Source organism: Ammoniphilus soli (genome assembly GCF_040813775.1).
This window is the reverse complement of the sequence record NZ_JBEGDL010000004.1, coordinates 1-18,662: the sequence shown is the minus strand read 5'-3', so window position 1 is coordinate 18,662 and position 18,662 is coordinate 1. Positions and strand designations below refer to the sequence as shown.

23 protein-coding genes and 1 pseudogene are annotated in these 18,662 nt (G+C 40.3%); 14 read left to right on the top strand and 10 right to left on the bottom strand.

The window, feature by feature from the left end:
• Window positions 1-29: 29 nt before the first annotated feature.
• Window positions 30-1,031: a M23 family metallopeptidase gene (locus ABLT31_RS10380; protein WP_462976483.1), complete on the bottom strand. Its 1,002-nt coding sequence runs from the start codon at window positions 1,029-1,031 to the stop codon at window positions 30-32.
• Between the two features lie 76 nt (window positions 1,032-1,107).
• Between ABLT31_RS10380 and larC2 the strand changes: the two genes are divergently transcribed.
• Both larC2 and lipA read left to right on the top strand, forming a co-directional pair.
• Complete coding sequence (gene larC2 / locus ABLT31_RS10375; RefSeq protein WP_367751431.1) at window positions 1,108-1,566, top strand: nickel pincer cofactor biosynthesis protein LarC2; 459 nt, start codon at window positions 1,108-1,110, stop codon at window positions 1,564-1,566.
• 69 nt (window positions 1,567-1,635) lie between these two features.
• On the top strand, window positions 1,636-2,499 hold the full coding sequence (gene lipA / locus ABLT31_RS10370; protein WP_367751429.1) for a lipoyl synthase: 864 nt from the start codon (window positions 1,636-1,638) through the stop codon (window positions 2,497-2,499).
• Window positions 2,500-2,560: 61 nt separating this feature from the next.
• Here the strand turns inward: lipA and ABLT31_RS10365 are convergent, their stop codons facing one another.
• A complete protein-coding gene (locus tag ABLT31_RS10365; protein ID WP_367751427.1) occupies window positions 2,561-3,325 on the bottom strand; it encodes a YhcN/YlaJ family sporulation lipoprotein in 765 nt (254 codons plus the stop codon).
• Window positions 3,326-3,456: 131 nt separating this feature from the next.
• Between ABLT31_RS10365 and ABLT31_RS10360 the strand changes: the two genes are divergently transcribed.
• Window positions 3,457-3,768 carry a YutD family protein gene (locus tag ABLT31_RS10360; protein WP_367751425.1) on the top strand — a complete coding sequence of 104 codons (312 nt, stop codon included), beginning with the start codon at window positions 3,457-3,459 and terminating at the stop codon, window positions 3,766-3,768.
• A gap of 21 nt (window positions 3,769-3,789) precedes the next feature.
• Here the strand turns inward: ABLT31_RS10360 and ABLT31_RS10355 are convergent, their stop codons facing one another.
• Entirely contained in the window at window positions 3,790-4,062 is a 273-nt protein-coding gene (locus tag ABLT31_RS10355; protein ID WP_367751423.1) for a DUF3055 domain-containing protein, read from the bottom strand.
• A 293-nt stretch (window positions 4,063-4,355) separates the two neighbouring features.
• Between ABLT31_RS10355 and ABLT31_RS10350 the strand changes: the two genes are divergently transcribed.
• The 3 genes from ABLT31_RS10350 to ABLT31_RS10340 all read left to right on the top strand — a co-directional run bounded on the left by ABLT31_RS10350 (window position 4,356) and on the right by ABLT31_RS10340 (window position 6,539).
• Window positions 4,356-4,793, top strand: a complete 438-nt coding sequence (locus tag ABLT31_RS10350) for a DUF86 domain-containing protein (RefSeq protein ID WP_367751421.1) — start codon at window positions 4,356-4,358, stop codon at window positions 4,791-4,793.
• A 251-nt stretch (window positions 4,794-5,044) separates the two neighbouring features.
• Window positions 5,045-5,683: a helix-turn-helix transcriptional regulator gene (locus tag ABLT31_RS10345; protein WP_367751418.1), complete on the top strand. Its 639-nt coding sequence runs from the start codon at window positions 5,045-5,047 to the stop codon at window positions 5,681-5,683.
• 88 nt (window positions 5,684-5,771) lie between these two features.
• Window positions 5,772-6,539 carry a TIGR01457 family HAD-type hydrolase gene (locus tag ABLT31_RS10340; protein ID WP_367751416.1) on the top strand — a complete coding sequence of 256 codons (768 nt, stop codon included), beginning with the start codon at window positions 5,772-5,774 and terminating at the stop codon, window positions 6,537-6,539.
• Here ABLT31_RS10340 and ABLT31_RS10335 read toward each other — a convergent pair.
• Window positions 6,536-7,042: a phosphatidylglycerophosphatase A family protein gene (locus ABLT31_RS10335; protein ID WP_367751415.1), complete on the bottom strand. Its 507-nt coding sequence runs from the start codon at window positions 7,040-7,042 to the stop codon at window positions 6,536-6,538. The two genes, ABLT31_RS10340 and ABLT31_RS10335, sit on opposite strands and share 4 nt — an antisense overlap.
• Before the next feature lie 57 nt (window positions 7,043-7,099).
• Here ABLT31_RS10335 and ABLT31_RS10330 point away from each other — a divergent pair, with 57 nt between their 5' ends.
• The gene (locus ABLT31_RS10330; protein WP_367751413.1) at window positions 7,100-7,561 is read left to right on the top strand and encodes an NUDIX domain-containing protein; all 462 of its coding nucleotides are present in this window, start codon (window positions 7,100-7,102) and stop codon (window positions 7,559-7,561) included.
• A gap of 38 nt (window positions 7,562-7,599) precedes the next feature.
• Here the strand turns inward: ABLT31_RS10330 and ABLT31_RS10325 are convergent, their stop codons facing one another.
• Window positions 7,600-7,830: a NifU family protein gene (locus ABLT31_RS10325; protein WP_367751411.1), complete on the bottom strand. Its 231-nt coding sequence runs from the start codon at window positions 7,828-7,830 to the stop codon at window positions 7,600-7,602.
• Between the two features lie 140 nt (window positions 7,831-7,970).
• Between ABLT31_RS10325 and ABLT31_RS10320 the strand changes: the two genes are divergently transcribed.
• From ABLT31_RS10320 to ABLT31_RS10300, 5 genes are all read left to right on the top strand, one after another.
• Window positions 7,971-8,285: a YuzD family protein gene (locus ABLT31_RS10320; protein WP_367751409.1), complete on the top strand. Its 315-nt coding sequence runs from the start codon at window positions 7,971-7,973 to the stop codon at window positions 8,283-8,285.
• 17 nt (window positions 8,286-8,302) lie between these two features.
• Window positions 8,303-8,569 (top strand): YuzB family protein, encoded by a 267-nt coding sequence (locus tag ABLT31_RS10315; RefSeq protein ID WP_367751407.1) that lies wholly within the window; start codon window positions 8,303-8,305, stop codon window positions 8,567-8,569.
• Between the two features lie 228 nt (window positions 8,570-8,797).
• Complete coding sequence (erpA, locus tag ABLT31_RS10310; RefSeq protein WP_367751405.1) at window positions 8,798-9,157, top strand: iron-sulfur cluster insertion protein ErpA; 360 nt, start codon at window positions 8,798-8,800, stop codon at window positions 9,155-9,157.
• A 184-nt stretch (window positions 9,158-9,341) separates the two neighbouring features.
• Window positions 9,342-10,406, top strand: coding sequence for a tyrosine-type recombinase/integrase (locus ABLT31_RS10305; protein ID WP_367751403.1), 1,065 nt, complete (start codon window positions 9,342-9,344; stop codon window positions 10,404-10,406).
• Window positions 10,407-10,598: 192 nt separating this feature from the next.
• The gene (locus ABLT31_RS10300) at window positions 10,599-11,408 is read left to right on the top strand and encodes a hypothetical protein (RefSeq protein ID WP_367751401.1); all 810 of its coding nucleotides are present in this window, start codon (window positions 10,599-10,601) and stop codon (window positions 11,406-11,408) included.
• Window positions 11,409-11,754: 346 nt separating this feature from the next.
• Here the strand turns inward: ABLT31_RS10300 and ABLT31_RS10295 are convergent, their stop codons facing one another.
• From ABLT31_RS10295 to ABLT31_RS10285, 3 genes are all read right to left on the bottom strand, one after another.
• Window positions 11,755-12,009, bottom strand: coding sequence for a hypothetical protein (locus ABLT31_RS10295; RefSeq protein ID WP_367751399.1), 255 nt, complete (start codon window positions 12,007-12,009; stop codon window positions 11,755-11,757).
• A 475-nt stretch (window positions 12,010-12,484) separates the two neighbouring features.
• The gene (locus ABLT31_RS10290; RefSeq protein WP_367751397.1) at window positions 12,485-12,766 is read right to left on the bottom strand and encodes a hypothetical protein; all 282 of its coding nucleotides are present in this window, start codon (window positions 12,764-12,766) and stop codon (window positions 12,485-12,487) included.
• An 868-nt stretch (window positions 12,767-13,634) separates the two neighbouring features.
• On the bottom strand, window positions 13,635-13,739 hold the full coding sequence (locus ABLT31_RS10285) for a GapA-binding peptide SR1P (RefSeq protein WP_367751395.1): 105 nt from the start codon (window positions 13,737-13,739) through the stop codon (window positions 13,635-13,637).
• A gap of 1,059 nt (window positions 13,740-14,798) precedes the next feature.
• Between ABLT31_RS10285 and ABLT31_RS10280 the strand changes: the two genes are divergently transcribed.
• Window positions 14,799-15,146, top strand: coding sequence for a hypothetical protein (locus ABLT31_RS10280; protein WP_367751393.1), 348 nt, complete (start codon window positions 14,799-14,801; stop codon window positions 15,144-15,146).
• A 339-nt stretch (window positions 15,147-15,485) separates the two neighbouring features.
• Here the strand turns inward: ABLT31_RS10280 and ABLT31_RS10275 are convergent.
• Window positions 15,486-16,898 (bottom strand): annotated as a pseudogene (locus ABLT31_RS10275) (IS1182 family transposase).
• 191 nt (window positions 16,899-17,089) lie between these two features.
• Here ABLT31_RS10275 and ABLT31_RS10270 point away from each other — a divergent pair.
• The gene (locus tag ABLT31_RS10270; RefSeq protein ID WP_367751391.1) at window positions 17,090-17,365 is read left to right on the top strand and encodes a hypothetical protein; all 276 of its coding nucleotides are present in this window, start codon (window positions 17,090-17,092) and stop codon (window positions 17,363-17,365) included.
• A 1,006-nt stretch (window positions 17,366-18,371) separates the two neighbouring features.
• Here ABLT31_RS10270 and ABLT31_RS10265 read toward each other — a convergent pair.
• Window positions 18,372-18,557 carry a hypothetical protein gene (locus tag ABLT31_RS10265; protein WP_367751388.1) on the bottom strand — a complete coding sequence of 62 codons (186 nt, stop codon included), beginning with the start codon at window positions 18,555-18,557 and terminating at the stop codon, window positions 18,372-18,374.
• Between the last annotated feature and the right edge of the window lie 105 nt (window positions 18,558-18,662).

Genomic DNA, 18,662 nt, shown 5'->3' with positions numbered 1-18,662 from the left:
CGAAAGGTCTCTTTCTTAATGCGCAGAACCTATTTTTTCTTGCTCTTCCTATACTCATTTCTTTCCCACTTTTTCAGATGGGGGTATGGGTCAAAAGCCCATTCGGTTTTTCCGTTATACTTGTACATTCCATAATGAAGATGGGGAGGAAATTTACCCGATGTGCCCGGATTCCCGTATCCGGAGCTGCCAACCCAGCCCACTACATCGCCTGGCTTGACAATATCTCCAATTTTGATGTTTTTGTTAAAGCCGCCCAGATGCGCATAGTAGTGGTAAACATTGTTCAAGTCGCGTATCCCGATTCGCCAGCCGCCGTACCGGTTCCAGCCCTTGACTTCCACGTATCCATAACAAACGCTGCGGACGGGTGTACCATGATGGGCAAACAGATCCGTTCCTTCATGTATTCTTCTTCCGCCCCATCCGCGGGCATCGCCCCAGGTGGAGCGATAACTGTAATCCGATCGCAGGGGCAAAGGAAAAGCCGAATCGTTCAAATGGATGGTCTGAAACGTTTGGAAAATCTGAGCGAATTCTGAGATAATATCTACAGTCTTATCGCTTCGATAATACTCCCACAACGCAATGCGTATATCATCTTCAGTAAAGCCATATTTCGAGATGTATGTAGCTATTGTATAAAGCACATCTTCGTCGTCTGCAGAATCCGCCATATTATCGCCAGAACCGTCTTTGCCTAACCCATTGAAAAAATCAATGCTGGTTGGCGATGTCTCATCAGGATTCGGATTCAGGAATCCTCCCCATTTTTGAGGAGGAATATTGATGGAAATAAGCCGGGGCTTATCTTGTTCCTCATTTTTTGAGCGCTTTTGGACATTTTTTTCATATTGATTAATAGCTGCTAGATAGTACCAAGGTATTCCGGTTAACGTTCCCATCCTCTGAAAAAGCTCCATCTTTTCGTCGAGGGGCTGAGGGGTGTCTTTGCTTTCTTGAGCCGAAACCGGGATGGAGGTACCGAGCATCGTAATAAGCAACATGATAATGATCATTGAGCGAGCCATGGGTTCACCTCCGGTTTAATCTACAAGGGATATTTTTTCACAGAGGCTGGGTTTCGATACGAGGGAGGGTTAGGAAATGAATGGAGAACATCAAGACTCAGGAATGGTAATGGTTGAAACCAATTTAGATGACATGCCGGGGGAATGGATGGGATATGTATTGGATTTATTATTTGAAAACGGGGCCAAGGATGCCTATTATACGCCCATTTATATGAAAAAAAACCGGCCAGCCCAAAAGCTATCGGTTCTGGTGGCAGCTTGTGACCTGGAGAAGATATCAAGTCTGTTGTTTCGGGAAACGACCACGCTAGGCGTTCGATATTATTCTGTTACTTGCCATCGGCTAGAGCGGGAATTCATTCAAGTCGACTTGGGAGATTGGGGAAAGATAACAGTGAAAATTGGCAAACAAGATGGAAACATTGTTCAAATCGCCCCTGAGTATGAGGACTGTGCCAAAGTGGCTCGGCTGCACAAGGTTCCTTTGAAACACGTTTACGACAAAGCCAAGGAAGCTTACCTTGTCAACTAGCTGGCTTATTGCAATTTTCCAGGTCAACCTCTAAAATAGAGGGCATAGGATAGATGGGAGTGACTGCAATTGAACCAGCGTAAACCCGAATGGTTAAAGATAAAGCTAAATACGGATGAAAACTTCAAAGAATTAAAAAAGATGATGCGCGGAAAAACTTTACATACGGTTTGTGAAGAAGCCAAGTGCCCAAATTTGTATGAATGCTGGTCGAATCGCACAGCGACTTTTATGATCAATGGCAGTATCTGTACAAGAGCATGTCGTTTTTGTGCGGTCGCGACGGGACTCCCGACAGAGCTTGACTTGGCCGAACCGGAAAAGGTGGCCGAGGCAGCAGAGCAAATGATGCTGAAGCATGCCGTAGTCACGGCCGTGGCCCGCGATGACCTAAAGGATGGAGGGGCTTCTATTTTTGCTTCCACCATTCATGCGATTCGGAAGCGTCTTCCGCTTTGCAGCGTGGAGGTGCTGATCCCGGATTTCCAAGGGAATTGGGAGGCCTTGCAGACTGTCCTGGAAGCCAAGCCCAACATCTTGAACCACAATATTGAAACCGTTGAACGCTTATCAGATCGCGTTCGTTCCAAGGCAAAGTATCTGCGCTCGTTAGAGCTTCTTCAGGTGTCTAAAGAAATGGCTCCGCAGATTCCAACCAAATCCAGCATCATGATTGGCGTAGGGGAAACGTATGAAGAAATCATCCAAACGATGAAAGATCTTCGTTCCCGAGATGTCAACATCGTGACGATCGGACAATATTTGCAGCCAACCAAAAAGCATTTGGCGGTCCAGAAATATTGGCACCCCGATGAATTTGCAGCCTTGAAAGAAGAAGGCATGAAGATGGGATTTGATCATGTGGAGTCCGGTCCCCTCGTTCGCAGTTCCTATCATGCACACGAGCAAGGACAAGCCGCAGGGCATGTATAGTAAAAGAGGCTGTCCCTTAAGTCGGCAAGATCCGGCTTTCGGGGCAGCCTTTTCCTTTTTGCTATTGGTTTGTCATGCGATGAGTCGAGTTGGTATTTGGGTAAGTTCGGTTCATGTTATACTTGTTGATGTTTTGGCCATTATCTTTTACGTTCATCCCTGTCATGTCCATCGAGCTGGACTTAAGGATGCCTTCTAGCTTTTGATCGTCGATCTGGTTGTTTCCGGTACGATTCACTAGCGTACTCACCTGATCAATGACATTCTCATCACCGGAAACATAAATATCGTACCAGCGTGGAGACATTCCATAAGCCGCCAATTTGGCTCGGTTGAGGGTCTCGGTATCCTTTACGCCCGGGCAACCGATAAAAATTTCCTCATCGGTTACTAAAACGGTTGAACGTTCTACTCCAGGGGTAGCAGCGACGACGGTTCCGACAGCACGGGCTAGAACATTGCGGTCAATGTAGAAGGTCCCGTTTTGCTGAGAGTTGATGTCTCGGCGACTGTAAGTGGCATAACCGTACCCTCTTTGTCCGTTGCGGTTCGTGGCGGTTAGGGTACTCATCTTTCCATCCTTATAGACGGAGTGGTTATAGAACGTCCTAGGACTCCCTTGATCGTTTATATTTGCATTGGCAAGCGGGGTAGTTTGGTTATTTCGGGCCATGAAAATGTTGTTATTGGAAGCTAAATTATTCCCATAACCTGTCACGCCTGCACCGTGATACGTAGTGTCCCTAGCCTCATCTGCAGCAGGAGCGCAGCCTATTACACTTAAAGATAGCGCCGTAGCCGCAAGCCATGATTTCCACTTCAACATGTTTAACACCTCCTGCAAATAGGGTAACCGCAAAGTGGAAGGACATTGCATGCAAAGGGAGTGTGGATTGCAGGAAAGTGTGGTAATATATATTCTTAGAAGAATAAGGTGAGCATGGGAGGAAATTGGACGTGATACGCATTCAAGGTTTGTCCTTCGAATTGCTGGAAGACCATCGGAACGGCTGGAACGCGGAGACGTTCAAAAGTCGCTATAGCGATATTTTGAATAAGTTTGACTATATTGTTGGAGACTGGGGATATGGGCAGCTTCGGTTAAAAGGATTTTTTGAAGATCAGTACCCCAAATCGTCTTTTGACAACCGGATTAGCTTTTTAGACGAATATATCCAAGAATATTGCAACTTTGGCTGTCCCTATTTTGTATTGAAGAAAGTCAAAGAAAAGCAAAGTGAACCAAACAAAGAGCAACCGACAGAGTAAGGTTGCTCTTTTTATGTTTGCCTAAAGAGTTGTATATAAAAATTCAAGAAGCTCCTGGGCCTCTTCCTCTGTCACGCCAAAAGCATACTCTAAGTATCCTTCTTCTTTCAAGTCGTCGGGGCCGATAATGGCAGAACGGTTGTTTTGAAGATTTACGACCATTTTCTTTCCGTAGAAATTTGTCGTGGTGGTAATGGCCAAGTCATGGCGGCTGCTTTCTCCCATAAAGCTGACAAAGCGGGTTTTTGTTTCCTCTGTGTGGTCATAGAGGAAAAAGGTTTCATGTTTGCTCATAAAAATAAAGCCCTCCTAGAATCATGTTGTTACATTTTAACATAAGATCCTCTTGTTGTATCCTTAGGATAACACACCGTCAGTTCTGACATCCTTTTTTCTTGCGGGGGATATAGGCTTGAACCTCTTCTGGCAGCTCGGTATACTGGAGGTACACGTATAGGCGAGGTGATAATCGGAGTGGATGAAAACTCGGGACATGTAGCGGTCATATTGCTTGCGCTGGTTCTAACGTTTGCAATTACCATTATTTCAGCTAAACTAAGTAAAAAGAAAAAGTAGGTCGATCCCTTATGTATAATGTAAATACCCAAAGAATTGAAGAAATCTTAACATACATAGACAAGTCCTTGCTGCCTTCTTTATCCTCGATCATGCAAAACCCTAAATCTGAATTTCTGAACCAGCCCATTTCTGGCTTTGCAGCCGAAAGGATCTTTCATCTGTTCATCGAGGGGATGACGGATGTCGGAAATTTTTTGATTGATGGATTTATCATGCGGGACCCAGGCAGTTATGAGGACATCGTTGACATTATGGAGGACGAAAAGGTTTATACCCCTGAGCAAGCTGCCGTCTTTAAGGAAATCGTGCTCCTTCGCAAAGATCTTGTGATGGAATACACGCATTCCAGCCATGAGAAGCTGTTTGATGCTTATGCCAGCCATTCCCGTGTCATGAATGCTTATACGTCGTTGATTCGAGCCTATTTAGAAAAAGAATTATGGTAAAAAAAGCTTCATCAAAGCAACATTTTGGTAGCCAGACCACTTTTAGAGGAAAGTCGGGTTCTGCGTTACTCAAGAGAACCTAAACTTTCTCATCCAGAAATGCTCCCGCCCTAAAGTATACATGCTTTGAGGGCTATTTTTCTGTCTTTTAATCATATTTAGGTATTTTTTATATATTTTTGTTTCTAAATTTACTTATCTAAAAAAATCGAGTAGAATATGATAATAAGAAGAAAGGCGGTGAGTACGTAATGTCTAAAGCGAGGAATTCTTCTACACGAAATGAAATTCTCCACATGCTGAAGCTTCATGGCTCTCTAACCGTCAGTGAAATGGCAGTGCGGCTGCAAATTACGGAGATGGCGATCCGCCGTCATCTTAGCACCCTTGAGCGGGATAATCTGATTGAATCAAAAATGGTTAGACAATCCATGGGCCGCCCCACGAATGTCTATTCCCTAACTGAAGAATCGGACCACATGTTTCCCCGCCACTATTCCGACTTTGCGCTGGATTTCTTGCAGGATATTGAAGATCTTGAAGGAGAAGAAAAGATCAGGTCGTTGTTCCAAAGACGGGAGCAAAGATTATCCGATAGGTATAAGAAACAGATCAAGGGAGATACCTTAGAAAAGAAAGTGAAGCAATTGGCTGTTATCCAAAACGAAAAGGGTTACATGGTCGAGATTGAAAAAGACCCGGAATCCGGCGATTTTATCTTTAAGGAATTCAATTGCCCCATTTCGCAAGTGGCTAAAGAGTTCAATCATGCTTGCGATTGTGAGCTATCCTTATTTAAGAAGGTACTGGAAACGGAAGTAGAGCAAAACGAATGCATTGCACAGGGTGAAGACAAGTGTGTCTATGTGATTAAAAATCCAGAATCTTAGGAGAGCAGCCGGTTTACAGGACGGTTGTTCTTTTTTTGCACAATTAAATGGTAAAATGGGATAAAAGAAGTTAGAGGAGTGGGGCCACATGAAAACCTATCGTGCCTATCTGATTGATTTAGACGGAACTATGTATCGAGGAAACGAAGTGATCGAGGAAGCGCCTGGCTTTATCCAATGGCTGAAGTCGCAAGGGATTCCTTACCTCTTCCTGACGAATAATTCATCGATGACCCCTCATCAGGTAGCTCAAAAATTAAATGATATGGGAATTTCCTGCCTCCCCGAAAATGTGTTTACAACGAGCATGGCAGCCGCCCAATTTATCAAAGGCTCGCTCCAGCTAAATAGGGTGTATGCTATAGGGGAAGAAGGGTTATTTACCGCTTTGCAAGAATGGAAGTGCGAACTGACCGATGAAGAACCTGAAGCAGTAGTAGTGGGGATAGACCGACAGATTACCTACGAAAAGTTGGCTAAAGCTTCCTTGGCCATTCAACGTGGAGCCCGTTTTCTTTCTACCAATAGCGACCGGGCTATTCCGACGGAAAGAGGCCTAGTACCTGGCAATGGGGCATTGACTGCGGCGATTAGCGTAGCCTGCGGGAAAGAACCCCAATTCATTGGCAAGCCCGAATCCCTTTTTGTTGAGCTTGCTTTAGAGAAGCTTGGTGTTTCACCCGAGGAAGTTCTTTTAGTGGGGGACAATCTGCATACGGATATAGCAGCTGGAGTTCGTGCCCAAGTGGATACGCTTCTGGTCTATACAGGGATCACCCGCCCCGAAGAGTCAGAGGCGGATGAGGTTAAGCCCACTTATTCGGTCGCGCATTTAAAGCAATGGATTATGGCTTAGGAGGAATGACCCTTGCTGTGGGCTAAGCGACTTGAAGCCGCGGCAGCGATGGCTCCGACGATATCGTCCAAAAACGTATGGTTCTGGTGATCGTTTTTATCATTGAGTTTCTTCAAGATTCCTGGCTTCATTTTGTCAATGTAACCGTAATTGGTAAAACCGATGCTGCCATAGACGTTGACGATGGATAAGGCAACAATCTCATCTACTCCATAAAGGCCTTCGTCATTATATACCATGCTTTGCAGCGGTTCCATCAACTTTCGCTCTTCAGCAAGAAGGTCTAATTGAATTCCGGTTAGGATAGCGTTTTGAACTTCTCTCTTGGCTAAAACTTTTTCGATATTTTCAATGCAAATCTCATTGGTTAAATCCGGAAAATAATCCTTTTGCAAAAAGATGACGAGTTCAACTAAGTCGTCCATGGTAACGCCTCTGGCTTCGAGAAGCTCTCTGGTTTTTTTCTCTACAACTTCATCATTAACTACTGCAATTGGTGACATTAGTCAATCTCCTTCCTAGAATAAGGGCTTGGCTGAAATAGAAGGGAAGTTAAGACGATGAACGAATATGTGTTTCAGGATTCCTTGGGTCAAAATATTTATCTCACATTTACGCCTGAATTATTCTCGCGACAGCCTGATCATGTCCTTATCGTGCCGTTATATCAGGGAAAGTTACTTTTTACCTGTCATCCGCACCGGGGCTGGGAACTCCCCGGCGGGAAGGTGGAACCGGGAGAGACCGCCGAAGATGCTGTGATTAGGGAAGCATGGGAAGAAACCGGGGCAAAGGTTACGGTAGCTGGGCAATTGGGTGAGTACAGGGTGGAGGGAAAAATGACTCGGTTTAGAAAGGCAATATTTCTTGCTCATGTTTTGGAGTGGGACAAAAATCAACCCTTGAGGTTCGAAACGATGGATGCGCAATTATTCCCTGTTGATGTGGATGTACATAAGGATCAATTCAGTCCTTTTATGAGGGATGGGGTCATGGAACAAATTCAGAAAAGGCTGGGATAAACAAAAAAGAGGCATTGCTGCCTCTTTTCATCGATTCATTAAAATACTTGCTGAACTTCCTTGATTTCAGGAATTTCTTCGGTAAGAGCACGCTCAATTCCTGCTTTTAACGTAATAGTGGAACTTGGACAACTTCCGCAAGCTCCCATTAAGCGCAGTTTTACAATACCATCTTCGATGTCGACCAATTCGCAATCGCCGCCATCGCGTTGAAGGAATGGGCGCAGTTTATCTAGAACTTCTTGTACTTGTTCATTAAGGTCAGCCATATTAACAACTCCTTTCTAATACCCCTATTATAATACCCTTGAGACGATAAATCCATGAGTTTCAGCACATTCACTGTGCGCGAATTTGTTTGGCCCGTGATAATATTATATGATAAAACAAAAGATAAGGGGATGTTGACATGGTAGAAATTAAGGTATATGGAGCGGAAGCGCTTTGTGCGAGTTGCCTGAACGCCCCTTCTTCCAAAGACACGGCGAGTTGGCTCGAGGCAGCCTTAAAGCGGGTTTATGCAGAAGATGCGATCCAAGTCCGTTATATTGATATTTATCAGCCAGGAAGCGATGAGGAAAAACAATTTTCCCAACGGGTGATCGAAGAGGATTTATGGTATCCGGTTGTTGTGATTCAGGGGAATGTTATTACAGAGGGGAACCCGGACCTAAAGGTGGTTTATAAGAAATTAGATGAATTAGGAATTCCCAGAGCGGAATAGGTGATAGGATGTCAATCATGATTGAGTTTTGCCGGGCCAATCTTTCCAGCGGCTCGGATCAAGTCAGAAACCAGTTGCTTGCCCCGATGGACGATATTAGGGAAGTAGAGGTTATCGAATACGGATGTTTAGGCAATTGTGGGCAGTGCTATATCCAGCCCTTTGCGATGGTAGAAGGAACGATTGTAGCAGGAGATACGCCTGAGGAGCTGCTGGAAAATATTAAGGAGTTTATAGTTAAAAAGCAAGAGGAAGATCGACTCTGGAGAGAAATGGGATTTTAAGGAAAACACTATTAGGATAGTTGTAACCTTGAGGAAAAAGCTGATTACTAGTATACTTTTCTTACGGAGTAAGAAAGTATAAACTTCTTCAAATCTACACCCTTATTCCGCATAAAAAGCTTCCTCTAAAGGTGGTCTGGCTATCCTGAAATGCATCAATGAAGCTTTTTTTATAGGGGGAGGCCACTGAGGGATGTTTAGATTGATTCTAAAAGAGGAGGGAAGGCTATGGTAGAGATTACAGAAAGCGCAGGCAGCAAAATTCGGGAGCTGTTGGCAGCTCAGGAAAACCCTAACTTGTTCTTGCGAGTGGGAGTGCAAGGGGGCGGCTGCAGTGGATTGACATATGGCATGGGTTTTGACGATGATCAAAAGGAAAATGATCAGGAATTTGAATTGCAGGGGATTAAGGTGGTCGTCGACGAGGACAGCTTGAAGGTTCTGAAAGGGACTCGAATTGATTATAAGGAATCTATGGTTGGCGGCGGGTTTACCATTGATAACCCTAACGCCATCGCGACTTGCGGCTGCGGAACCAGCTTTAAAACCGCTACAGAAGAGGGTACTCCGGAGAAGTGTGACGACTAGCGCGGTTTGTAGTGTTCGCATTTTGTTCGATAACTTTTAGGTGGAAATTATACTAAGTCGTAGAGGGTTACGTATTTGATGTAAATATGTATACGTATTAACCCTCTAGTCTAATAATGAAGAAACGTGTAAAAGCATCTCTTTGGCGTATTGTCAGATACGTTAGGGAGGTGCTTTTTGTTTTATGGCGGGGTCACGTATTATTAAAAAACATCGCACAAAGACTCAAGTCCATCATAGGGCGGTAGTCGAGGAAAATGATATTCAACCTATGGCGTTACAACCTGCCTTTGATTACTTTGTATCAGCAAAGATTGCTGAAGGGTGCAGAGAACGAACGTATACCGATTACTCTAACACATGGCGATACTTCACTGATTGGCTTAAAGAAGTTAGAATGAATTCTGTTTATATTCATGAAATCACGCCAGAAATGATTCGGAGATATATCCACTACATTACAACCGATGCTCCGCGTTTCAAAGGTCATCCTCTTATTCAAAATAAAGATAAAAAGGGTTTGGCAACAGCTACAATTAACATGAGAATTAGAGGATTAAAAACCACATTTAACTTTTGGGTAAGAGAAGGTTTTTTGAAACGGAGTCCTGCCGACAACATCAAGATACAAAAAGATGATGAAGACAAGATTGAATCATTCACTGATGAGCAGATAAATGAATTATTAGGGGCTTGTGATCAACGGTCATATGTGGGTTTTCGTGACTACGTTTTTCAAATGCTTCTGTTTGATACTGGAATGAGGATGAATGAGGCTCTGTCTATTCGTAGACAAGATGTTGATATGAAGACAAGGTGTATAGAGTTAGCAGCACAGTTTAATAAAAATCGGAAGTCACGTCTTATCCCTTTATCTCATCAAGTAGTCAAGTTACTTCACGAACTAATTGAAGAGAATCGAACCCACTTTCCTGAAGCCGACAAGGTGTTTCTTTCCTGCTTTGGTGAAGAATTAAGGGATACTCAAATGAATAAGAGGTTGAAGTATTATGGGGATGTGACTGGAGTTGGTAAAGAGATAAGAACAACTGCACATACATGGAGACATACGTTTGCACGAACAAGCATTCTGAATGGAATGGATATCTTTTCACTCCAGAGAATCTTAGGCCATAGCTCTCTTCAGATGGTTAGAAGGTATGTTCAGATGACAGGGACTGACGTGAAAATTCAACATGATAAGTTTTCACCTGTCAATAGATTAAGGACGAAATTAACAAAAAGATAAATCAAAAAATAAGCACAAAAAAGCCCAGTGTATCATAGTGCGGGAACACTAACACTGGACGACCCAAAACTGTTACTCTTAGTATACCAATTTTTTAAAAATGGATCAATACTAAGTTTATTAGAGTATGTCCATTTTATGTACTTCTATGGGTATTGCTTTTCTCTGTGCTATCTAAAGGGAGAAGATATAATGATACTAAGACTGTACCGAAGTATCGCCAAGAATCTTCAGACATTTCATTCTACTAAAGAGATGGATGAACATCTTCAACTACACGTCTACAAGTCAGGTAAACGACTTCACAAAAATGCTAAAGCCGTTTTAGGATTGCTTTCTCGCTATTCTGTGGCTGTTTCTGGAGTGTCATGGATTAAACCTATAAATATATCCTTAGAGCTAAATATCTGCCTCAGAACTGTTCTGAGAGCGTTAGAACGTATTGAGTCATTAGGAATTGGTCACAGAGAAGAAGTTGAATATAATGGGATGATCTTTCATTATTTTATTCTGCACAAATTTGATTTGTTGCGAGTGAGTGAAGATGTTGTAAACGAAGTGTCAAAGTCTCAAAGTGAGCCAAGCCTTGATACAGCAAGCGTCGAGTGTCAAATTGAAGACATGAAGCATTTAGAATCTACAGAAACCAATGATCAAGTACCTAGTAAAGACGTAAGTAAACCGGACGTTTTAGACTCATCTTTTGTTCCATCAAATGTGCCTGAAGAGTTTATTTCAGCTTGCAAACCATTCTTCAACAATGCCAATACAATTTATTCCCTATGGGGCAAGGTTTTGTTAGCCCATAGAACTAACCGACTAAGTACACCAGTACAAAGCTATATTGATACAGTCATTCGCTCATTCAGACAATCTATATTCTTACTCAAGTCAGGCAAGTTGCGTAAGGATTTAGGAGCCTATTTCTATGGTACATTAGAGAGAGTCTTTGCTGTAGAGAAGCGCAGAGAGGTGCCTATGTATAATTGGTTAGAGGCTTAATTCGTTGCTAAATGGATAATCACAAACACAGCTAGTCCCAAAAATATCATTAGAACATTGCATCTATATTCCAATTTATCAACGCGGTCTTGGAGTCTGTAAATGTATTCATTTTCAGGGTCTATTTGTGACACGGTAAAACCTCCTTAGTAGGTGATGTTACCAACTTATTTCCACATGATGATTGAATAATCCTTCACTCTTGGATGAATTGGCTCAGGTATAAAAAAGACCGCTCTGTAATCACAGGCGGCAAATGGATGTAAGTGCAATTTGATAAGTACAAAAATAAGTATATCCAACTAATTTCTTTTGTGTTATTTTCAGTTAGATTTTCTAACAGAGTTTATGTACTCTTGATATTACCTTCAAATTGCTCTTTGACAATCTCATAGGCTGTATGAGCGTTTTCTATATACTCAAGTTTATGCTCTGCTCCTTCATTGCACAGCTTCAAGATGTTGGAAACCGACACCCTAAAGACTCTGTCTAGCTTACTTTTATAGTCAAGCTCATCATACTTAGGCTGGTTATTGAAGAGTAAGGCAATTTGAAATATGTCAATAAAGTATTCGGTACTGTACATTTTGGGATAAAGCATAAGAATCCACTCCCTTACAAATTCTTCCTATACCATCATAGCAGACGAAGGAATGTGAAAATGTAAAGAATATGTGAAATATTTAGTGGGTTGATAAGATACCTATAACCGTCTCTGAGCGTTTATTTGGCCTGAGTGTAAGCCAACCATTTCTATACATCCCTGTATCATGCTTAGAATCGCGGAGATTGCAACCTGTGATCAGAAAGGGCGCTGGTTTATCGTTGACAATGAAACCTTAGAGTGGCGTATTTCTGTGTTAGATGCAAGCGGAGAATCTATTCGAAGGCACAAAAAAGCAGGTAGCCCTCACAAAGCTACCGGGTAAAAAATTTGTTACGGAGTAGCTAACTAGGTACTTACGGGGTATCTCACGGAGTACGAACAAATCGTCAATTTGAAGTTGTCTGACATTTATAAATTCAATCTTTGGTTAAAAAATAGAAACCTCCCGAGAGGGAGGCAAGTTACAGATTTAGAATTTATTTTTGATCGCAATCAAATAATTCCAAATTACAGCAAGACCACTAACGTAGTAACCAATTAGGAGTACCCATCCCGTAGGATCAAGTGGCATCATGTTCGCAATAACCATTAATGGCAGTACGTAGTATAGAATATCTTTTAAATAATCTAATATCAATGTTGGAGATAAAGTCTTCAACGAACGGAAAAGGCCGATAAGAAAATCGAGTAACATGAGACCAAAAACTGCCCACATCGTGTAGAGCATCCAACCTGTAAGCGAAAATGTCATTTTTCATCACCTCCCTTTTTATTAGTAGTATATTTTATGTTTCAAGTTGCCCAATCTTGTTCGTTTTTTTAAAACTAAATCGATATTTGGTAAAAAATAAAAACTCCTATTTTTTTATAGGAGTCAAACAAAGGTAAATCCAACTAAGCTCATCAGTGTTGATGCTGCGTTTAGTTTTATTTGAACTAAGTGGGAAATAAATTTTGCTTATCGGGCGGGGGATCTAAAAGAACTAAGTGTTTTAGATGAATATGGGATATAAATGGAGAAAAGCAGATACATTACGGAATATTACAACGTTTCATCTGAACCTATTGGGATGTAAAGGCTCCAGACCGTATTAAGTTCGTGTCTTAGTTACCTGTTTTATCAGTACGAAGTGGAATATAAAGACAAGACAAAACATCATCTTTGGAGGTGCTACGGTTTATCTGAACGTAGTCGGATATAAAGAAGATCATACCAACCGTTTTTGCAGGAAATAGACCGTTTTATCTGAACGAACGTAGTGGGATATATAACTAGGATGCAGTAGGGTTAGAATTTGTCTTTCCGATAAAACTATAATTTTATCGACAAGATCAAGCTTGGGAAGCCTTGAAAATCAAGGGACTATGGGAGGGGTAAAAAACATCGAAGGGGGTAATTAGAATATATGGAAATATATGGTAGCCCATCTAGAGTTCCGATAAATTGGAAAACCGACCTCGATACCGCTAGATCATGTAATAGCCTTGCTAGAGTTGCTGATAACCCTAACTCATAAAGCTGAATTAATTCTTTACTCCATTGGTGGCTCGAAGACCCCATTCTAACAACTTAAAAGAATTGACCCTAGGATATAAAAGGTCAATTCTTTTTATATTTATTAATCATTTTGGCAGCAGGAACATTTCACGTACAAAGTGCTTACCTTTTCATCTTGCATAAAATCTACAGTTATATCGCACTCTTGGCAAATTAAAATAGTCATTTGTTCCAGCTCCTTTTCCGAATTGGTATTAGATATATGTGATTAGTATGTCATAAATACATTATAAGTAGGTTTAATACCAGTGAATAGACTGCATTTTTTGTCTATGCTGGTCAATATAAGTCCCTACTATAGTGAAAAAATTAAAATAGACCTACCTTTTAAGGTGTTAAAGCCGGAATGAATTTTTAATTTTTAGCCGTTTTGAAGTTTATAATACTTGTAGGGATACGGAAATGCATTTGTTTTTATTTAAGTCAGCAGTGAATAAATATAATTTTTTACATGTTCTACCGTACGTATTGCTATCATGTTTAATAATCCGAGTAGATGTGGCTTTAGCATAGTAGCAGACATTAAATATTTGGCTGCTTGGTATCATTTGAATCCTGGTCAAACGAGGGAGATTTTTTTAAGCGCCGTAGGGGGGAGAACGATTTACTGGTACGCTGAGAGCGTGTCAAGAAATCTTACATGGTCAGGTGGTTACATCTATCAAGTTCCTAATACTGCAACCAATCGGTGTACCTCTTATATACATGGATTACCTCCATGCAAAAATTGCAGATTACTAGGGTTTAGAACACTTAACCTTCCATCGGGCACCGTGAACCATACAATCAACCTGATTTCAAGTACAAGTAGCACCCAAAGAAAAACGAAGCGAAAAAATGTCAGTATGGCATTGCCTACAAAACGAGTAAAAAGAAAACGCAGATTAGTTAACCGCAAGAAACTATCTAGAAGCCAATGATAGTATGGAAAGAGGTCACCCGTTTTCGGAGTGGTCTCTTTCACTTAATTTTATTGTTAATTAGCAATAACATAACGTTTTATGCCGGCGTAATGCTTCACGTTTTCGTGTTCGCTCCAGCTCACATTATATAAGAAACTTGGATTTAAGTTAATACCAGATGTATACATGTTCATTTTTTTAATAGTCGATAAGGTATGCTAACGGGAATCGATTGTTCGGTAAACGGATCTGCGTCCAGCAGCCTTTTTTGTTCCGCGTAAGGACAGTATAGGTTTAAATATAACAGTTGTTAGAGGTGATTTATGAATATTTATGGACACATAAAGAGTGCCATCAATGAATTGGATAACCATATATTTTCAATGCCAGACGTTCAAGCTACGCAAGTTGTGGAAGGTATCAAAAAATCATGGGACTATTTGCAGGAATTTATGAAAAATATACAACCAGACTTTACTAGCTCATTTCAACATCGATTGGGTAACCTAGACGCTAATGATATCTTAATTACAAACGACATGGTAAAAGAAGCATATTCTATTTTTAAAACGATGAAACATGAACCAATCGATGTGAAAATATTTATGCTTCGCTACATTTGGCTCACAAAAACATTATTGATATTTAATAAACCACACGAATATTTGTGAAGGGTGTTTGCATTACTACTATGATGAAGAACAAAAGCTAATCATTAAACAATGTTCAACGTGTTCAACCTCTTTTAATGTGGATGGACGAGTAATTTCCCGTTGAAAAATTTCTTCAAACATTCGACCTGCAACTAAAAGCGAGTTATTGAACGGGATTCTATAGTTTAACAAGAAAAAATGGTTGCGACTTATTCGAGGCCGCTGAAAAACTGACGTTTTTCTCACAAAATATAAAATGACCCCACAAAAAACGACTCTACATTCAAAAAATTGAATGAGAGTCGTCTTTTTTTATCAACAGAAGCCATCAAAGAGGTTCCTTTTACTTCATCAGTTTCAGTATTTTTTTAAATTGACGGTGAAGATAGCTATCGCACCTTGTAACTCCATGCCAATTTGACCCGAGGATGTAGCTACATCGTACCCGTGTCTATGCTTTAACTCACTATTTTTCGCCTCAATTTTATATCGCTCTTTCGATTTTTCTTTAAAAAACTCACTTTCCTGAAATTTTTCCTGCTCGACATGAATATTAGATTTAATTTTCACAGAGTAGCTTTTGCTTTTTGCACCTTCTTTATAACACCCTTCTTTAAAAGGGCATCGCTTGCATTTTTCGATATCAAAGTAGTAGGTATCCGTCTGATTTGTACCTATATCCTTTTTTCCTTGTCGAGCTTTCCGGATCGCCATATGCAGCGTCCTTATTAAATGCAAATTCATCTTCCTTATTTCTAAATCCTTGTGTAACAGAAGGATGTAATTTTGCGACTAACTGAATATGATTCTCCTGACTATATTCGATATTGTCCTTTTCCGAATATGCTGCATCACCAATGACGGTTTCAATCTCCATTCCAGCTGCCACACTTTTTTCAATTAACGTCTGTAATTGCTTGCCGTCATGCTTTTCACCCGTCGTAATGATCGCGGCTGTAATGATTCGTTCTTCACTCATGGCCATGTGCGTTTTGTATCCAAAAAACGAGGAATCTGTACTCTTATGGCCCAGTTTTGCATCTGGATCTTCTGAGATTCGTAATTGTTCGATATCATCGGCCACTGTTTCTTTAAGAAGGTTCAACTGTTCCTTTACTTTAGGAATCTCAGAAATCCTTCCTTCGTTTTCAATTACATCCATTAGTTTTTGACAGTAGGTTATCTCATCCTCTAACACTTCCGTCGTATTTTTGGAAGGAAATTGTTTTTCATGGATTCATCTATGGTATATACAGCTTTTCTCAACTTTTTGGAGCGTTCCATCAGGATTTCCTTAGGAGATTTCTGATTGTACCGGGCTTTCGTATGTGTAGCATCGACAATAATGGATTTACTTTTGATGATCTCCTTTTCAATGGCAATTTCTACGGTCTTATTGACTAACATGTCCAAAAGGTTGATGTCTTTTAAAGGCAATTTCCGAAATTTAGTCAGTAAACTGGGGTCAATAACGGTCTCTTCCGGCGCCATGTCAAGAAAATACTTAAAAGACATGTCATATTTCGATCGTTCAACCACGTCGATATCCGAGAGGTCATAAATAGTCTTCAACAATAAATATTTAAACAAGCGAATAGGGTCGACCGCGTTTCGACCGTTAGTCAGGCAATAATTATTTTTTAGCTCTTCATACACAAACGAGAAGTCGATCAGCTCGTTAATTTGTCTCAACATATTGTCCTTTGGGATCACTAAGTCATAGATAGCCATAAATGGACTGAAGACCATAGATTGTTGTTTTTGGATCATCGTACTACCCACCCACATTGAATTGATACTTTGATTATACAGAAAAAAGGTATATTCTCCTCACGAATTGAGGGAATATACCAGCTTATTACCATGTCAGTCGTATAATCTTCCTATATGATTATTAAGGCTATAGAGTGTATTATAATTGGTTAGGAGAAAACTTTCTCTTATCGACTTAGGAGGTTTGTATGTTCTATTTTGAGAATGAAACTATAATGTCAGTTGCAAACGCATTGAAATTAAAGCCAAATGAAATTTCTGTTCTTGGGCACGTACGAACATATGAATATGAGGATGACGAATTACTTCCATATTTTGTGGAAATACGAACTCTGGGACATGTTGTGATTGTAAAGAAAAATCGGATCTTAGATTTCCCTCTATTCGAGCTAGAAAAAGAACAACAATTCCCAACTGTTGACGCAGCTATTGAGACATTCCGTCATTGGATCAATGAAATTTAAGAATAATAACAGTAGAAGTATGGTAGATTTTATGAATATTAAGCATCTAATACTTAAATGGACAGGGTATCTTTGAATTATCAAAGGGACATCCCTATCAGGTTTCTCTCCACAATGATTAGTCATCATCAATTTGAAGATCATTTCGTGGATAATACGGGATCGACTTTTTATTTTCTAACCAAAACTAACTTTGTCTGATGTCTTTCCAGAAAGTGATATAATAGATTAAACAAGAATAGGCAGGGAAACTTCATGAGTAAATCAAAAATTATCATTATTGCAATCATCTTATTGATTTTATTAGTAGCTGATTTGATGAATGATGGATTGGTAAGTAAATTGCTTTCTAGTCTTACAAATAATTAAGAGGGTCTTCGTGAATCCTAAACTTAAAACCGAATATGCGAAGTTTAAGATGAGGATAGGCGCTGTATAAGCGTCTTTTTCTTTTGGGATCCGCCCAGAAAGAAATATAAATGTATTATCCTGCTGGGGGATCACCAGGAGACAAAGCACTCCCGTAATTACGATTTACTTATTAAGTGAGATTACTATTTAGAAGAAAAGCAATAGTTAGATTATTTAATGAATATTGGTAGAAAATAACATATGGACATGGTATAGTTTAGTTATCAGAGTGGCATTCCTTACTCTGGTTTCTCTCCATTCCTCTCCATATTGACCACCTTCATTTTGGAGGTGGTTATTTCTTTTCACTAATAATATCCTCCATAAAACTATGCAGGAAAAGCTCTTATGAAGCTATGGGTAAAGGGGGTCACAAATCATTTGTACTACTGCTTCAAATGGGATGTCAGTCTGATGGCTGATGTCCTTTTTTTGTGATGCTTATCTTAAATAATCCAACATCATCTCGGTTACCTTAGTTCGAAGAACATCCCAACTGGGGTTAATTGAATGATGATGATGTGAATGGTATACATATTTTAGTTCTATACCATTGTCTGTTCTTTTTTTCGAAAAAACCTTAATCCCATGCAATCTAAGTGTTTTGTATCGAGCGTTTAACTTTACTTACAGCAGAGTCAAATAGATAAAGGTATGGATCTTTAATCTTCAATGAAGATGCTTCAAATACTTTTCGGTCTCGTTCCAGAACGGTAAGCAGTAGGGGAAGGGTAATGTAATCGAAGATAAAGGTCTTTTCTTGATCGGATGGGAATTTCATGTTCTATGATTGCTCCTATAAATAAGAATGTATGTTCTTATTTTACGGGGGATGAGGATAATTAGCTAGGTTGGAGGTATTAATACTAATCATTAGGATTTTAAT

Bases quoted from the DNA above. Each gene is read 5' to 3' on its own strand.
- ABLT31_RS10380 (WP_462976483.1), bottom strand. From the start codon at position 1,031: ATGGCTCGCTCAATGATCATTATCATGTTGCTTATTACGATGCTCGGT.
- larC2 (WP_367751431.1), top strand. From the start codon at position 1,108: ATGAATGGAGAACATCAAGACTCAGGAATGGTAATGGTTGAAACCAAT.
- ABLT31_RS10365 (WP_367751427.1), bottom strand. From the start codon at position 3,325: ATGTTGAAGTGGAAATCATGGCTTGCGGCTACGGCGCTATCTTTAAGT.
- ABLT31_RS10355 (WP_367751423.1), bottom strand. From the start codon at position 4,062: ATGAGCAAACATGAAACCTTTTTCCTCTATGACCACACAGAGGAAACA.
- ABLT31_RS10350 (WP_367751421.1), top strand. From the start codon at position 4,356: ATGTATAATGTAAATACCCAAAGAATTGAAGAAATCTTAACATACATA.
- ABLT31_RS10345 (WP_367751418.1), top strand. From the start codon at position 5,045: ATGTCTAAAGCGAGGAATTCTTCTACACGAAATGAAATTCTCCACATG.
- ABLT31_RS10340 (WP_367751416.1), top strand. From the start codon at position 5,772: ATGAAAACCTATCGTGCCTATCTGATTGATTTAGACGGAACTATGTAT.
- ABLT31_RS10335 (WP_367751415.1), bottom strand. From the start codon at position 7,042: ATGTCACCAATTGCAGTAGTTAATGATGAAGTTGTAGAGAAAAAAACC.
- ABLT31_RS10330 (WP_367751413.1), top strand. From the start codon at position 7,100: ATGAACGAATATGTGTTTCAGGATTCCTTGGGTCAAAATATTTATCTC.
- ABLT31_RS10325 (WP_367751411.1), bottom strand. From the start codon at position 7,830: ATGGCTGACCTTAATGAACAAGTACAAGAAGTTCTAGATAAACTGCGC.
- ABLT31_RS10320 (WP_367751409.1), top strand. From the start codon at position 7,971: ATGGTAGAAATTAAGGTATATGGAGCGGAAGCGCTTTGTGCGAGTTGC.
- ABLT31_RS10315 (WP_367751407.1), top strand. From the start codon at position 8,303: ATGATTGAGTTTTGCCGGGCCAATCTTTCCAGCGGCTCGGATCAAGTC.
- erpA (WP_367751405.1), top strand. From the start codon at position 8,798: ATGGTAGAGATTACAGAAAGCGCAGGCAGCAAAATTCGGGAGCTGTTG.
- ABLT31_RS10305 (WP_367751403.1), top strand. From the start codon at position 9,342: ATGGCGGGGTCACGTATTATTAAAAAACATCGCACAAAGACTCAAGTC.
- ABLT31_RS10300 (WP_367751401.1), top strand. From the start codon at position 10,599: ATGATACTAAGACTGTACCGAAGTATCGCCAAGAATCTTCAGACATTT.
- ABLT31_RS10295 (WP_367751399.1), bottom strand. From the start codon at position 12,009: ATGCTTTATCCCAAAATGTACAGTACCGAATACTTTATTGACATATTT.
- ABLT31_RS10290 (WP_367751397.1), bottom strand. From the start codon at position 12,766: ATGACATTTTCGCTTACAGGTTGGATGCTCTACACGATGTGGGCAGTT.
- ABLT31_RS10285 (WP_367751395.1), bottom strand. From the start codon at position 13,739: ATGACTATTTTAATTTGCCAAGAGTGCGATATAACTGTAGATTTTATG.
- ABLT31_RS10280 (WP_367751393.1), top strand. From the start codon at position 14,799: ATGAATATTTATGGACACATAAAGAGTGCCATCAATGAATTGGATAAC.
- ABLT31_RS10270 (WP_367751391.1), top strand. From the start codon at position 17,090: ATGTTCTATTTTGAGAATGAAACTATAATGTCAGTTGCAAACGCATTG.
- ABLT31_RS10265 (WP_367751388.1), bottom strand. From the start codon at position 18,557: ATGAAATTCCCATCCGATCAAGAAAAGACCTTTATCTTCGATTACATT.